Genomic DNA, 14,016 nt, shown 5'->3' with positions numbered 1-14,016 from the left:
TTACTAAATGGGTTCAGAATAAAAAAGTTTATTTAATTGATGTGAATAACTTTTGAGCAATTTTCATAATGTGACAGATCGGCTCCCATCGCCTGTTTCAGGGCATTCTGAGTTTAATATTACTTGCGTTGAAAGGTCGTAAAATATTGATAAATAGGAGTGATGCCGGTTTATTTTACATATAAAAAAAACTTAATAATAGAGTGCCTTGTTCCTGACAAATAGTCTATAATAAATATATGATATTGCTTACATGACGCCACAATGACAGCATTAATTTTTGAAACTGACACTCCGGAGGCCTGTTTGCCCGGGATTTCTTAAGAAAAGCCTAAAACCTTGTACCGCAGTGGTATTGGATAACATTTTGATAGAATACAGTAGTAATTTTGTTACAGAATTAACCTTCATTGAGCATGACAACTGATCTTATGTTATTTATAATGCCCGGTATGCCGCCCGGGGTAATGCTTTTATCCCTGTTATTCATAGGCATTAGCCTGCTGGTGAGCTGGCGGCTGCGCAGCAAGTTTAAGGAATACAGCCAGGTACCCGTCTCATCCGGATTTACCGGTAAGCAAATTGCGGAGAAAATGCTGCAGGACAACGGTATTTACGATGTGCAGGTGGTTTCTGTGGACGGTTTTCTCTCTGACCACTATAACCCGGAAAACAAAACCGTGAACCTGAGCCCTGACGTATACAGCACTGCCAGTGTGGCTGCGGCCGCTGTGGCGGCTCACGAATGCGGCCATGCCGTACAGCACGCCCAGGCCTATAAGTGGCTTGGACTGCGCTCCAAGCTGGTTCCGGCCGTGCAGGTAAGCTCCAACCTGGTACAATGGGTGCTTTTAGGGGGTATTTTGCTGGTAAATGTGTTTCCGGCCTTATTACTGGGCGGTATTATATTATTTGGCGTAACCACCCTGTTTGCGGTGATCACCCTGCCGGTGGAGTTTGATGCCTCCCGCCGGGGCCTGGCCTGGCTAAATAGCGCCGCGCTCATGCAGCCGGCTGAATACGGCAAAGCCAAAGATGCCCTGTGGTGGGCCGCCCTGACCTATGTGGTAGCCGCTGTGGCTTCTATTGCCACCCTGGTACAGTATATACTTATTTATATGGGCGCCCGTAACAGAGACTAAAATTATCAAGGGTTTAATCATTTAAGCGAAAAACTCCATTTGCCTTTGTGGTAAATGGAGTTTTTCATTTAAAGCCTTATATTTGTTTCTTTTTTCCAGGTTAAATTTTATTTAATTACGGAAATTTCTGACTTGTGGGACAACCAAATGACTAATGGAACTGATGTACCGTCTTTTGAAATGAATGTTATAAAACCTTATTTCGGCCTGTCGGCTGAACCCCGTTAAACTTTGAACCAAAAAATAGCTTATGCGAAGAATCTACTCCCTTCTTGCAGGCATGCTGCTCGTCATGTCTCAATTCGCCTATGCACAGCAAAAAACTATCACCGGTAAGGTAACAGACGCCAAAGATGGCAGCGATCTGCCAGGTGTTACCGTACAGGTGAAAGGTACTGCTGTGGGCACTGCTACCGGTATTAATGGTACCTATACAGTGACTTTACCTAAAGGCGCCAACACACTGGTATTTTCTTTCATTGGTTATGCCAGCCAGGAAATTACCGTAACCAATCAAAGTACTGTAAACATCTCTATGAGCACAGGTAACAAAGACCTGTCTGAAGTAGTGGTGGTTGGTTATGGTACACAAACCAAACGTGATATTACAGGCTCTGTAGCCAAAGTAAGCAGCCACGAAATAGAGAATTTCCCGGCGCCCAGCTTTGAATCTGCTATACAGGGTAAAGCCGCCGGTGTGGTAATAGAATCCGGCAGTGGTAAGGTAGGCCAGGGATTGAAGGTGCGCATACGCGGTACCTCTTCTATTTCTGCCAGCAGCCAGCCGCTGTATGTAATAGATGGTTTGCCCATACAAACAGCAAGCCAGTCTGATGTAAACAACGAGATCACCAACCCTGTTGCTGACCTGAACCCGAACGATATTGAATCTATAGAGGTTTTAAAAGATGCATCAGCTACCGCTATTTATGGCGCCCGTGGAGCCAATGGCGTAGTATTGGTAACCACCAAAAAAGGCCGCGCCGGTCAGAAAACAGTGTTAAGCCTGGATATGAATACCAGCTGGGGCAAGCCTACCAAAAAACGTCATTTCCTGAATGCCAAACAATATGTTGACCTGATTGAGGAAGCAGCCGTAAATGATGGTAAGATAGATTTTGCAAACGGTGATACCGGTTATGATACCGAAGCAGATGCTATTGCAGATTATAAATCTTACTATGAAGGTTTGCTGGACAATTATGCATTAGGTACCGACTGGAGTAAACAGGCGGTGGATGTTAACTGGGAAGATCAGTTATACCGTAAGGTAGCCCATGGCAATCAGGTGAACCTGAGCGCAAGCGGCGGTAATGAAAAAACCCGGTTCTTTGCTTCCGGTTTTTATAACGACCAGGATGCAGTAGTGATCGTAAACCGCTTTAAACGTTATGGTGGCCGCTTAAACCTGGAACATTCTGCTACAGATAAATTATCATTAGGCCTGAACCTTAGCATTACACGCTCTGAGCTGAACCGTGTTTCTGATGATAACTCTTATTCTACTCCCGGCCAGATCGTAGCACAGATACCGATCTCACCGCTTATTGACCCCGAAACCGGCAAGTTAAATAAACGCACCTTATATGCCAACGGTCTGGTAGATGCAGCGCTGAACAGTGATGTACAAACCACTTTCAGAAGCTTAGGCAACGCTTATGCCAGCTATAATTTCCTTCCCTGGTTATCCTTCCGCAGTGAGTTTGGTGCAGACATCATGAGCTTTTACCAGGAAGGTTTTGTTGGTAAGGATGCTACGGATGGCGGCGGTATTGGTAAAGGCCAGAATTTCAGCACACAGGCCGTATCATTCAATACCAATAACTACTTTACCATTTCTCCGGTACTGGGCGGCAAGCATAAATTGACTGCTACCTTAGGTATGAGCTACCTGCAGAATGATACCAAATCAAATTCCATCCAGGCAGAAGGTTATCCTTCTGATGCGGTGAAGAATTTGTCCGGTGCTACCAACGTAACCTTTGGTTCTTCTACCAACGACCGTTACGACTTTTTATCTTACTTCCTGCGCGCTAACTATAGCTTTAACGATAAGTACCTGCTGGGCGCCAGTGTAAGAACAGACGGTTCTTCCCGTTTTGGACCCAATAACCGCTGGGGTACTTTCCCCGCAGTATCTGCAGGCTGGGTAATTTCACAGGAAGATTTTCTGAAGAGCCAGCAGACATTAAGTTTCCTGAAACTGCGCGCCAGCTACGGTTTTACAGGGAACGCAGAAATAGGGGAGTATCAATATCTGTCATTATACAATATCAGCAACTATCCGGGCCTGCCTGGGTTTGTACCTTCCCAGCTGGCTAACCCCGACCTGCACTGGGAAAAAACAAAACAGTTTGACGTAGGTTTGGAATTCGGCTTATTTAAAGGGCGCCTGAGTGGTGAAGTAGATTATTATGATAAGAAGACCTCAGATCTGTTGCTGGCTGTAAATATACCATCAACAACCGGGTATAGCTTTATTACGCAGAACTTAGGTAAGTTAAGCAACAAAGGGGTCGAGCTGACATTGAATTCCATCAACTTTGACGGGCCTTTCCGCTGGACCACATCCTTTAACATTGCTTACAATAAGAACCGCATTACTGATATACAGGGACAGATCATTGAAGCCGGCCAGCAACGCGCTGTTGAAGGCGAAGCTATCGGCGCTTTTTTCCTGCAGAAATATTTAGGTGTAGATCCTGCAACCGGCGATGCTTTATATGAAGATAAAGACGGTAAGCCTACCACTAGCTATAACCAGGCTGTAAGAAAAGTAGTAGGTAACTCCAATCCTGATTTTACAGGAGGTTTTAATAACACCTTCTCTTATAAAGGATTTGACCTGAGTGCTTTCTTCACTTTTGTACAGGGTAACGAGATCTATAACAGGGCCGGTGTATACCAGTCAGCAAGCTTTGGCGGCAGCCTGGATAATCAAACCACAGAGGTATTGGCCAGGTGGCAAAAGCCAGGTGATATTACCAATGTGCCGCGTGTAAGCCTGAGTTATCCTACCGGTCAGCGGGCATCTTCACGCTGGATCTATGATGGTTCTTATATACGCCTGAAAACAGTAACGCTGGGTTATAACATTCCCAAGTCTGTAATGGCTGCATTGAAAATAAGCAGCGCCCGCGTTTATGTATCCGGTTATAACCTGTGGACAAAAGCAGATTATATCAGTGATCCGGAAGTAAGTACAGCACCATTGGGTGGTACCAGCGAAACTTCCCAGAACATTGTAGGGGGAACAGATTTTTATACTATTCCCCAGGCACGGCAGATACTGGTGGGTTTGAATGTTAAATTTTAAGTGACTAAAACTCTTGTACATGAAACTTACGCGATATATATCAATCAGCCTGCTCACCGGCGCACTGTTGTTAACCGGTGCAGCCTGTAATAAAAAGCTGGATGTAGTACCGGGTCAAAGCATTACTCCCGACCAGATACAAACTGCTGCGGATGTAAAAGCGGTGTTGTTCGGTGCTTACAATTCCATGCAGCACTTTAATGCCTTTGGTGAGCGGTACCCATTGATTGCTGACCTGCTGGGCAGCGCAGGGCAAACGGCTTTTGTGGGCACTTTTGTGGACTACAGAGATGTGTATAACAAGGCAATGGTAAGCTCTAACAGCATTGCATCCGGCATCTGGGGCCGTGCTTACATTATCATTAGCAGCGCCAATACGGTACTGGCCAAAGCCGACCTGCTGGATGAAAACGAGCGGGATGCCATTACCGCCGAAGCCCGCTTTATCAGAGGGGTAACCTATTTTGAGCTGGTGAACTTTTTTGCTTTGCCTTATTCTGCCGGTAACCAGACTGTGAATGAAGCAGTGCCGCTGATATTAGACCCGGTGGAAGTATATGATGCCTCCAAGGATATTAAGCCCCGTGCAAAAGTAGCAGAAGTATATGCCCAGATCTTATCTGACCTGACGGAGGCTGCTGATAAAATGCCGGCAACCAATCCTAATGGCAGGGCTACCAAATACTCTGCACTGGCATTCCTTTCCAGGGTATATCTGGCGCAGCAAAAATATACAGAGGCTGCTACTGCTGCCAATGAGGTGATCACCAAGAGTGGCCTTTCCCTGACAGCTACTTTTGATAAAGCATTCAATAATATCAGCAATTCATCTGAGGATGTATTTGCCATCCAGCAAAACAACCAGAGTAATGCCGGTACCAGCAATAACGGTCTTACAACCATGTATGCTGCTTATAGCCTGGAACCATCCGGAAGAGGTGATGTGACAGTAGCACCTACCTACCTGGACCTGTACGAAGACGGAGATGACCGGAAAGCCTTTGTATATGAAGGCGATGGTATTGCCGGTAACCAGGGCAGCACCTATACCGGCAAATGGACCCTGTTCTATAAAGCTATTCCGGTAGTACGTTTATCTGAAATGTACCTGACCCGTGCGGAAGCCAATGCCCGCAGCGGTGGTGCACAGGTAGGCGCCAACACTCCGCTGCAGGATGTGAATTTTGTACGGGCCCGCGCCAATGCAACTGCCCTGGCTACGGTTACTGCCGACCAGGTTGTGCAGGAGCGCTTCCGCGAGCTGGCTTTTGAAGGCGACTGGCTGTGGACTAAGAAAAGGCTGAAAATGAATGTAGGGACTAAGGTATATACAGATAATTTCCTGGTATTACCGGTGCCGCAACGTGAAAGGGATGTAAATAAACAGCTTACGCAGAACCCCGGCTACGATCAGTAAAAAGATTATCATATGTTGGTAAAGGCTTGCTAATCATGGCAAGCCTTTACTTTTTTAAATAAAAGCCCCATCAATAGCGGATCTGGCGCTGGTTGAAAACTTTTTATCAAAATTTTTATTGAAAATCAATCTATTGCAAGGGGTGTCCACAAAAAATAACGTTAAACCCATGGTTATTCCGCAGCAACTACTTAGTTTTGCACTCCCGATTTTACGGGACAACTATTTACTGACGTTGTGATTTGCTTTCAAATTTTATTCTATAAAAAATGAACACTTTAAGTTACAAAACTAAATCGGCCAACGAAGCTACTGTAAAGCGTGACTGGTACATTGTAGATGCTACCAACTTAACGCTGGGTCGCATGAGCGCCAAGATAGCGGCCATTCTGAGAGGTAAAAACAAACCTTATTATACGCCTCATACCGACTGTGGTGATTACGTGATCGTGATCAATGTTGAGAAAGTGATACTGACCGGTAACAAAATGGACGAAAAGGAATACCAGACCTATTCCGGCTACCCCGGTGGTCAGAAGGCTGAGTTGGCAAAAGACCTGATCCGCCGCCGTCCGGAAGTAATGATAGAAAGGGCTGTAAAAGGTATGCTGCCTAAGAACCGCCTGGGTCGTAAGATGTACAAGAAATTATTTGCCTATGCCGGTGCTGCGCATCCGCACACAGCGCAGAAACCGCAAACCTTAACTTTCTAATTTTTCTCTGATACATGGAAAAGCAAAAAAATACCATTGGTCGTCGTAAAGAAGCTGTAGCCCGCGTATATGTAAGCAAGGGTACCGGCAACATTACTGTTAACGACAAGGACTATAAAACATATTTCGCGCTTGTATACCTGCAGAACCAGGTAGAAGCGCCCTTTAAAACCATTGACGCGCTGGACAAATTTGACGTGAAGGTGAACGCTGCCGGTGGTGGTATTAAAGGCCAGGCAGAAGCCGTGAAGCTGGGTATTGCCCGTGCACTGTGCGAGATTAATGCAGAATTCCGCCCTGCCCTGAAAGCAGCCGGCCTGCTTACCCGCGATCCCAGATCTGTTGAGCGTAAGAAACCAGGTAAACGTAAAGCAAGAAGAAGCTTCCAGTTCTCTAAACGCTAGTATATGGGAGCTATTAGCTCTTAGCTTTTGGCCTTTAGCTAAATGCTATCAGCTAACGCTAACAGCTAATTAAATTATTGATCCTTTTAACAGAGCATAATAAACATGGAAAATAATACCTCATTACAGCAGCAGTTACTGGAGGCAGGTGTGCACTTTGGTCACCTGAAGAAGAAATGGAACCCGAAGATGCTGCCATATATCTTCGCCGAAAAGAAAGGTATTCACATCATTGATCTGAACAAAACCGTAGAAGGTTTACAGGACGCAGCAGCGGCCCTGAAATCCATCGCCAAAAGCGGTAAAAAGATCATGTTTGTGGCTACTAAAAAGCAGGCAAAAGAAATCGTAGCCGAAGCATCCAAGCGTATCAACATGCCTTATGTAACAGAAAGGTGGTTAGGTGGTATGTTAACCAACTTTGCTACTATCCGTAAGAGCGTGAAGAAAATGCAGAGCATTGAGAAAATGCTGACAGACGGCACTTTCGATAACATTACCAAAAAAGAACGCTTAACCTTAAGCCGCGATAAAGAGAAAATGGAGAAAGTGCTGGGTGGTATCGCTCAACTGGCACGCGTTCCGGCTGCACTGTTCATCATTGACATCAGCCACGAACATATTGCACTGGCAGAAGCCCGCCGTTTAGGTATCTCTACCTTCGGTATGGTGGATACCAACTCCGATCCTACCAAGGTTGATTTTGCAATTCCCGCCAATGACGATGCTACCAAATCCATCGCCATTATTACTAACTACATCGCAGCAGCTATTGCAGAAGGTCTTTCTGAAAGAGCTACTGAGAAAACCGATGAGGTGATCGAAGAGGAAGAAGCAGATAACAAAGCCCTGCGCTTTGAGCTGGAAGGTGGTGAAGACCGTGAAAGAGCCCGCAGAGGCGGTCCCGGCGGCGGTGGCAGAGGCCCTGGTGGTCCTGGCAGAGGTCCCGGTGGTGGTGGCGGTAACCGTCCTGGTGGCGGTGGCCCCAACAGAGGCGGCGGCGGCAACAGACCTGGCGGTAACAGGCCCGGTGGCGGTGGCGGCGGACAGCGTCGTCCCTCCGGTGCAGGTGGCGGCAACAGGCCTGGTGGCGGCAGATAATATTAATTACGAATTATCAATTACGAATTACGAGTTGTGATCTATGTGATTGCTTACATTCGTAATTCGTAATTATTTAATAGGTAATTGAACAAGTACTTCGTAAACTCTAAAACTATTTATAAGTCATGGCAACAATTACAGCGGCTGATGTAAACAAACTGCGTCAGCAAACTGGCGCGGGTATGATGGACTGCAGAAAGGCACTGGTAGAAAGTGACGGTGATTTTGAACAGGCAGTGGATTACCTGCGTAAGAAAGGTCAAAAAGTAGCGGCTTTACGTTCTGACCGCGAAACCAAAGAAGGCGTTATCATTGCTAAAACCACCGCAGACAATAAGTCTGGTGTGATAGTAGGCTTAGGTTGCGAAACCGACTTTGTGGCCAAAAATGAAGACTTCGTAAAATTTGCACAATCTATAGTAGATCTGGCTCTTAGCACGGGTGCTAAAACCATTGAAGAGCTGGGCGCCGCTACACTGGACGGTGCTACCGTTGCAGATAAAGTGAACGACCAGGTAGCCAAGATCGGTGAAAAGATCACCCTGAGCAAATTTGAACGGATCGATGCTGCTTCTGTAACCGCTTACATCCACGGTAACTACCGCATGGGCGTACTGGTAGGCTTCTCCAAACCTGCTTCTGAAGAAGTGGGTAAAGACGTAGCCATGCAGATTGCTGCTATGAACCCGATTGCGGTTGACGCTGACAGCGTACCGGCTGATGTTATTGCCCGTGAAAAGGACATTGCAGTTGAGCAGGTGAAGGCAGAAGGTAAACCCGCTGAAATGGCAGAAAAAATTGCCATGGGTAAAGTGAATAAATTCTTCAAGGAAAGCACGCTGTTAGCGCAGGCTTTTGTAAAAGATAATAACAAATCCGTAGCAGATTACCTGAAATCAGTATCCGCTGATCTCACGGTAACCGCCTTTAAACGCATCGCGTTAGGGTAATCGGATCACAGGGAAAAAAGGAGAGAAGAAAATTCTCTCCTTTTTTTTGTGCATATACCTGTATATTTATCGTAAATAACTGATAAACTAACCACCTTCTACAATCTTATTATAGCGTCATGTTGCCTAAGTACAAGCGAATTTTACTCAAACTGAGCGGTGAGTCCCTGATGGGCGATGGAAATTATGGTATTGATCCGAAAGTAATCACACATTATGCGTATGATATTAAATCCGTAACAGACCTGGGCGTACAGGTAGCCATTGTAATTGGCGGCGGTAATATCTATCGTGGTATGAATGAAGCAGAGACCGGGATCGAGCGGGCACAGGGTGACTATATGGGTATGCTGGCCACCGTAATTAACGGTATGGCTATGCAAAGCGGACTGGAAAAAGTTGGTTTGTACACCCGCCTGCAATCGGCCATTAAAATGGAGCAGATCGCAGAGCCTTACATTCGCCGCCGCGCTATACGCCACCTGGAAAAAGGCCGTGTAGTGATCTTTGGCGCCGGCACCGGCAACCCTTACTTTACAACTGATACGGCCGCATCCCTGCGCGCCATAGAAATACAGGCCGATGTGATCTTAAAAGGTACCCGTGTGGATGGTATTTATACCGCCGATCCTGAGAAGGACAGCACTGCTACCCGCTTTGAATCCATCACCTTTGCAGAAGTGTACCAGAAATCACTGAACGTAATGGATATGACGGCCTTTACCCTTTGCCAGGAGAACAAGCTGCCTATTATTGTATTTGACATGAACAAACCCGGCAACCTGTTACAGGTGATCATGGGTAAACGTGTGGGTACACTGGTAACCGCCTGATAAAATTAATTTGCAGCGATAGATATGCAGATGTGCAAATGGAGCTCCGTTTGCACATCTGCATTTTAATTTATACCGGCTATACGTGCCGTTACTGCCGTTACTTAGTGTAGTCTGCTTTTAATACTTCCTGCAGGCGCTCATAGGGGATAAATAAATTTACCTGACCCATTGCATACGGCCCTATTTCATAGGGCGTGTAGCTGAACACAATGCCCTTATTGGTAAGCACAAAATTATTGTTGGGCTCAATACTATCCACCAGCAGCATTTCCTTAACAGGCTGGCCTTCCGGTGTCTGGTAAGCTTCGTGAAAGGACAGCTCCAGCTCCCGCGTGAGCACCGGCTTATAATCGCCTTTAAAAATGTCATCCAGGGTAAGCACTTTTTTCTTATCCAGGTCCAGCACCTGGTGTATGGCGCCGCCATTACCATGTGCGCCGCCGGTAAAATCATAGCCAAAGTACTCTAAAGACAGCAAGGGGTACTGGTTCCATACTACTTTTATATCGCCTTCAGAGGTCCAGTTCCAGGATGCGCTGCCTTCGCTTTGCAGGGCTGCACTGTCAATGGTGGAAGCGCTGCCTTTATAGCTGACCAGGAAAGAATCATTACTTCTTTTTACAAACTGCTGCGGATCATTAACCGGGGTTTTACCGGTAATGGCTGTTTTAATAAGATCTGCAATGCCGGCATCAGTACGGGCAGCCGGCCATATAATGCTGTTAGCGGCTTCCCCCATGGGTGATTCAGGAGCATTGGCCAGCAGCGGAGCGCTATCCTTTGCATAATATACATCAAAGTGTACTGCCTTACTAAAATCAGGATGCAGCAGGAACTTGTACGCAGTGCCTTTGCCGCGCCAGGTGCCGGTAAAGTTGCCGGAGCTATCCAGCTTGCCGCGGAAGGTGATCTCCTCATCGCCCCGGCTATCTTCGTATAGGGTTAACTGTTGGCTGCTGGAATCCGGGCTGCCCCATATGCTAATGGGCTCACCCACCTTGTCATATACATAATAACCGCGGTAAATATCCGGCCCGGTCTTAAGCAGCTGCATGGTAACCTCCTGCTCGCCCACCACGCCTTTCAGCTGTAAATAAAAATAAGGGGCAGCTGCAGGGGCTGTATTGGCTGCCAGCGTACTGTCTGCTGTAGTATTGCCGGGTTTACTGTGCTGCCCGCAGGCCGTAAGAACAGCGGCTGCCAGCAAAAAAAACAGGGGATGTTTGTTCATGGTATTTGATGTTGAACAGGTACAAGTTTACGAAATTATGCGAAACGCTGAATGCGGAATGCAGCGTTCCGCATTCAGCTTAAAATTCGTAATTCATCCGGCTGCCCTTACCTTTGTATCAATTAAAAACGGGCCTATGTTAAATAAACAAGTAGCAGCACTGCGTAAGGATTATCGCCTGGCCTCCCTGGATGAAAGCGAGGTGGAAAAAGATCCGCTGAAACAATTTGAGCAGTGGTGGCAGGATGCCATTAACAGTGAGCTGGATGAACCTAATGCCATGACACTGGCTACCAGCACCCCGGAGGGCCGTCCTTCCGCACGCATTGTATTATTAAAGAGTTTTGATACAGATGGGTTTACTTTCTTTACCAATTATGAAAGCCGTAAAGGGCTGGAAATGGCGGCTAACCCGCAGGTGAGCCTGTTATTTTTCTGGCGGGAGCTGGAGCGGCAGGTGCGTATAGACGGTATAGTTAGTAAAACGCCCGCTGCCATCAGTAATGAATATTATGATTCACGCCCACTGGGCAGCCGTATTGGCGCTATCGCATCTCCACAAAGCAGGGTTATACCGCACCGCTCTTTTTTAGAAGAGCAGGTAAACACACTGGCTGAAAAATATGTGCTGGAAACACCTGTGCGGCCTGATAACTGGGGCGGCTATACGGTAAAACCCCTGTTAATGGAATTCTGGCAGGGACGCAGCAATCGCCTGCATGACCGTGTACAATATACGCTAACAGAAGGGGAAGGCTGGAGAATAGAGCGGCTGGCGCCATGATTAATTACGATTGAGTAGTTCGGGGATCTAAGTGGTTTATGAAAAGTGGAAATAACTATGAATGGGGAGTGAGTGGATGTGTTGCTTACGCCTTACAGAAATACTAACGCCTGATGCTATTTACACTGAATGTATTACAACATACACCAGCGTTCAGCCTCAGGCGTTCCGCGTTAAGCACAATCCGTAATTTGAACTATGCTTTCTTTTCTGCTTTAGCAGCAGTTTTCCTGGTTTTGGCAGGTCTTGCCTTACCGAAGGATTTGTTGGAGATCTTACCTCTTTTGGTTTTGATATCACCTCTACCCATTGTAATAATAATTTACAGTTTTAGAATTTGCAGTTTTGCCTGCCTAATCAGGCGCAAATTACGCAATTCGCGCCATTCCTGAAAGTGTTGCCTATAAAGCAAAAAAAAGCAAGAAACAAAACTGTTCCTTGCTTGAATAAGTTGTGCTAACCGATTAGAGCTTGTCAGACAGCGCTTTACCAGCTTTGAATTTAGCAACTTTCTTAGCCTTGATCTTGATGATCTGGCCAGTCTGAGGGTTTCTACCATTACGGGCAGCACGCTTAGAAACAGAGAAAGTACCAAAACCAACCAGGGTTACTTTTCCACCTTTTTTCAGTGTATCAGCAACAGCTTTGGTAAAAGAATCCAATGCTTCGTTAGCTTGAGTTTTAGTGATGGCGGCATCTTTTGCCAGTTTGTCGATTAATTCGGCTTTGTTCATAGTTAGTAAGATTTAACTAGTGAAAAATGTTTGATGTGAGCAAATATAAAGCGTTTTATCAGATTACCAAATTTTTTGCTGCAATTATAACCAAATTTTTATCGGCTGTAAGGGGCTACTGGTAACGGTTACAGCCGATCGGCCTTTTCATGGGTACCCCTCTCCTGCGGCCATGTATTTAGCAAGACCCGCCACCATGGGGCATTTGATATGAACTTACTAATAAACGCCGGTTTCCCTTCCATATTGTATAAGGCCTTGAATCCCTTGAAAACAGTGGATTTCCTGTGGATAAATTTGAGGGCTTATACCACCTGCATAACGGTTCTGAAAGCCACAAACTGGTTCCCAAACTGCTCATAGCTTTTCTGTCTTAGCTCCGGAGCATGCTCCTGCAGGTAGGTATGATAGTTCTCCAGGGTATCTGTATAGTATTGAATAACATAGGTGGGGCCTTCCTTATCATCCTGCTCCAGCAGCCGGCACATGCGGAAATCATGAAACAGGCCGGTATCCATTACTTCCGGTATATGCTCCTCCTTTATCCATTGCAGCCAACGGTCGTGGATGTTGTTGGTGATCTTGGTAGTTACATTATATATGATCATAAGCTGCCGGGGGTTAGCTCCAGGTATACCGGACAATGATCAGAGTGTTTTACCTCCTGCCAGATAGCGGCTTTCTTAAGCCGGGCCTGTAAGGGCGCGCTTACGTTAATGTAATCTATACGCCAACCCTTATTATTATTACGGGAATTGGCGCGCAGGCTCCACCAGCTGTACTGGTGCGGGTCCGGGTTAAAGTGCCGGAAAGTATCCACAAAACCGCTTTCAAAGAACTTATCCATCCAGGTCCTTTCATCAGGCAGGAAACCGCTGGACTTCTTGTTCCCAACGGGATCATGTATATCAATAGGTTTATGACAAATATTATAATCGCCGCAGACTACCAGGTTGGGGCGGGTAGCGCGTAAGGTGTTCAGATAACCATAAAACTCATCCAGCCACTGATATTTATAGGTCTGGCGCTCATCGCCACTGGTGCCGGAAGGGATGTAGGTATTAATTAAGGTAACATCTTTAAAATCCAGGCGTATAAAACGGCCTTCTGTATCGCTTTGCATAAAACCATTACCATACTGAACATGGTCCGGCTTTATTTTGGTGAGCACGGCTACACCGCTATAACCTTTCTTTTGCGCGGGATACCAGTAGTGTTCATAACCCAGCTGGTCAAACTGGCGGAAGTCAACATTGTCTTTCTGGGCTTTGATCTCCTGCAGGCAAATAATATCTCCGGGGTCTGTTTGCAACCATTCCACAAAACCTTTGCTCATGGCGGAGCGCAAACCGTTTACGTTATAGGAAACAATTCTCATATTAGTT

The 14,016-nt window shown here is 46.2% G+C and carries 14 protein-coding genes; 9 read left to right on the top strand and 5 right to left on the bottom strand.

Going from position 1 to position 14,016, the window contains the following annotated elements; all coding sequences use genetic code 11:
• The first annotated feature begins 416 nt into the window (after positions 1–416).
• The 8 genes from KVT36_RS07515 to pyrH all read left to right on the top strand — a co-directional run bounded on the left by KVT36_RS07515 (position 417) and on the right by pyrH (position 9,879).
• On the top strand, positions 417–1,142 hold the full coding sequence (locus KVT36_RS07515; RefSeq protein ID WP_254639885.1) for a zinc metallopeptidase: 726 nt from the start codon (positions 417–419) through the stop codon (positions 1,140–1,142).
• 250 nt (positions 1,143–1,392) lie between these two features.
• The gene (locus tag KVT36_RS07510) at positions 1,393–4,458 is read left to right on the top strand and encodes a TonB-dependent receptor (RefSeq protein WP_217602864.1); all 3,066 of its coding nucleotides are present in this window, start codon (positions 1,393–1,395) and stop codon (positions 4,456–4,458) included.
• A 19-nt stretch (positions 4,459–4,477) separates the two neighbouring features.
• Entirely contained in the window at positions 4,478–5,875 is a 1,398-nt protein-coding gene (locus tag KVT36_RS07505) for a RagB/SusD family nutrient uptake outer membrane protein (RefSeq protein WP_217602863.1), read from the top strand.
• A gap of 269 nt (positions 5,876–6,144) precedes the next feature.
• Positions 6,145–6,588 (top strand): 50S ribosomal protein L13, encoded by a 444-nt coding sequence (rplM, locus tag KVT36_RS07500; RefSeq protein ID WP_217602862.1) that lies wholly within the window; start codon positions 6,145–6,147, stop codon positions 6,586–6,588.
• 14 nt (positions 6,589–6,602) lie between these two features.
• Positions 6,603–6,992, top strand: coding sequence for a 30S ribosomal protein S9 (rpsI, locus tag KVT36_RS07495; protein WP_089907193.1), 390 nt, complete (start codon positions 6,603–6,605; stop codon positions 6,990–6,992).
• 105 nt (positions 6,993–7,097) lie between these two features.
• Positions 7,098–8,093, top strand: coding sequence for a 30S ribosomal protein S2 (rpsB, locus tag KVT36_RS07490; RefSeq protein ID WP_217602861.1), 996 nt, complete (start codon positions 7,098–7,100; stop codon positions 8,091–8,093).
• 128 nt (positions 8,094–8,221) lie between these two features.
• On the top strand, positions 8,222–9,046 hold the full coding sequence (gene tsf / locus KVT36_RS07485; RefSeq protein ID WP_217602860.1) for a translation elongation factor Ts: 825 nt from the start codon (positions 8,222–8,224) through the stop codon (positions 9,044–9,046).
• Positions 9,047–9,165: 119 nt separating this feature from the next.
• On the top strand, positions 9,166–9,879 hold the full coding sequence (gene pyrH, locus KVT36_RS07480; protein ID WP_089907198.1) for a UMP kinase: 714 nt from the start codon (positions 9,166–9,168) through the stop codon (positions 9,877–9,879).
• A gap of 100 nt (positions 9,880–9,979) precedes the next feature.
• On the opposite strand, the gene KVT36_RS07475 is transcribed toward pyrH, so the two are convergent.
• Positions 9,980–11,113, bottom strand: a complete 1,134-nt coding sequence (locus tag KVT36_RS07475) for a DUF3298 and DUF4163 domain-containing protein (RefSeq protein ID WP_217602859.1) — start codon at positions 11,111–11,113, stop codon at positions 9,980–9,982.
• Positions 11,114–11,249: 136 nt separating this feature from the next.
• Here KVT36_RS07475 and pdxH point away from each other — a divergent pair, with 136 nt between their 5' ends.
• The gene (gene pdxH / locus KVT36_RS07470) at positions 11,250–11,897 is read left to right on the top strand and encodes a pyridoxamine 5'-phosphate oxidase (RefSeq protein ID WP_217602858.1); all 648 of its coding nucleotides are present in this window, start codon (positions 11,250–11,252) and stop codon (positions 11,895–11,897) included.
• 196 nt (positions 11,898–12,093) lie between these two features.
• Here the strand turns inward: pdxH and KVT36_RS07465 are convergent, their stop codons facing one another.
• From KVT36_RS07465 to KVT36_RS07450, 4 genes are all read right to left on the bottom strand, one after another.
• Positions 12,094–12,207 (bottom strand): 30S ribosomal protein THX, encoded by a 114-nt coding sequence (locus KVT36_RS07465; RefSeq protein ID WP_089907205.1) that lies wholly within the window; start codon positions 12,205–12,207, stop codon positions 12,094–12,096.
• 154 nt (positions 12,208–12,361) lie between these two features.
• Entirely contained in the window at positions 12,362–12,631 is a 270-nt protein-coding gene (locus KVT36_RS07460) for an HU family DNA-binding protein (RefSeq protein ID WP_029465307.1), read from the bottom strand.
• A gap of 305 nt (positions 12,632–12,936) precedes the next feature.
• Positions 12,937–13,239 (bottom strand): DUF4286 family protein, encoded by a 303-nt coding sequence (locus KVT36_RS07455; protein WP_089907207.1) that lies wholly within the window; start codon positions 13,237–13,239, stop codon positions 12,937–12,939.
• Complete coding sequence (locus KVT36_RS07450; protein WP_217602857.1) at positions 13,236–14,009, bottom strand: exodeoxyribonuclease III; 774 nt, start codon at positions 14,007–14,009, stop codon at positions 13,236–13,238. Before KVT36_RS07450 ends, KVT36_RS07455 begins: the two co-directional genes overlap by 4 nt.
• Between the last annotated feature and the right edge of the window lie 7 nt (positions 14,010–14,016).

Source organism: Chitinophaga sp. GbtcB8 (assembly GCF_019091455.1).
Classification (GTDB): Bacteria; Bacteroidota; Bacteroidia; order Chitinophagales; family Chitinophagaceae; genus Chitinophaga.
The sequence above is the reverse complement of the archived record's forward strand: the minus strand, read 5'-3'. Positions and strand labels throughout refer to the sequence as shown.

What these genes read in the sequence shown, in the direction of transcription:
- KVT36_RS07475 (WP_217602859.1), bottom strand. Translation starts at nt 11,113, where the DNA reads ATGAACAAACATCCCCTGTTTTTTTTGCTGGCAGCCGCTGTTCTTACG.
- KVT36_RS07510 (WP_217602864.1), top strand. Translation starts at nt 1,393, where the DNA reads ATGCGAAGAATCTACTCCCTTCTTGCAGGCATGCTGCTCGTCATGTCT.
- KVT36_RS07460 (WP_029465307.1), bottom strand. Translation starts at nt 12,631, where the DNA reads ATGAACAAAGCCGAATTAATCGACAAACTGGCAAAAGATGCCGCCATC.
- KVT36_RS07515 (WP_254639885.1), top strand. Translation starts at nt 417, where the DNA reads ATGACAACTGATCTTATGTTATTTATAATGCCCGGTATGCCGCCCGGG.
- rplM (WP_217602862.1), top strand. Translation starts at nt 6,145, where the DNA reads ATGAACACTTTAAGTTACAAAACTAAATCGGCCAACGAAGCTACTGTA.
- tsf (WP_217602860.1), top strand. Translation starts at nt 8,222, where the DNA reads ATGGCAACAATTACAGCGGCTGATGTAAACAAACTGCGTCAGCAAACT.
- KVT36_RS07505 (WP_217602863.1), top strand. Translation starts at nt 4,478, where the DNA reads ATGAAACTTACGCGATATATATCAATCAGCCTGCTCACCGGCGCACTG.
- rpsB (WP_217602861.1), top strand. Translation starts at nt 7,098, where the DNA reads ATGGAAAATAATACCTCATTACAGCAGCAGTTACTGGAGGCAGGTGTG.
- KVT36_RS07465 (WP_089907205.1), bottom strand. Translation starts at nt 12,207, where the DNA reads ATGGGTAGAGGTGATATCAAAACCAAAAGAGGTAAGATCTCCAACAAA.
- pdxH (WP_217602858.1), top strand. Translation starts at nt 11,250, where the DNA reads ATGTTAAATAAACAAGTAGCAGCACTGCGTAAGGATTATCGCCTGGCC.
- rpsI (WP_089907193.1), top strand. Translation starts at nt 6,603, where the DNA reads ATGGAAAAGCAAAAAAATACCATTGGTCGTCGTAAAGAAGCTGTAGCC.
- KVT36_RS07450 (WP_217602857.1), bottom strand. Translation starts at nt 14,009, where the DNA reads ATGAGAATTGTTTCCTATAACGTAAACGGTTTGCGCTCCGCCATGAGC.
- KVT36_RS07455 (WP_089907207.1), bottom strand. Translation starts at nt 13,239, where the DNA reads ATGATCATATATAATGTAACTACCAAGATCACCAACAACATCCACGAC.
- pyrH (WP_089907198.1), top strand. Translation starts at nt 9,166, where the DNA reads ATGTTGCCTAAGTACAAGCGAATTTTACTCAAACTGAGCGGTGAGTCC.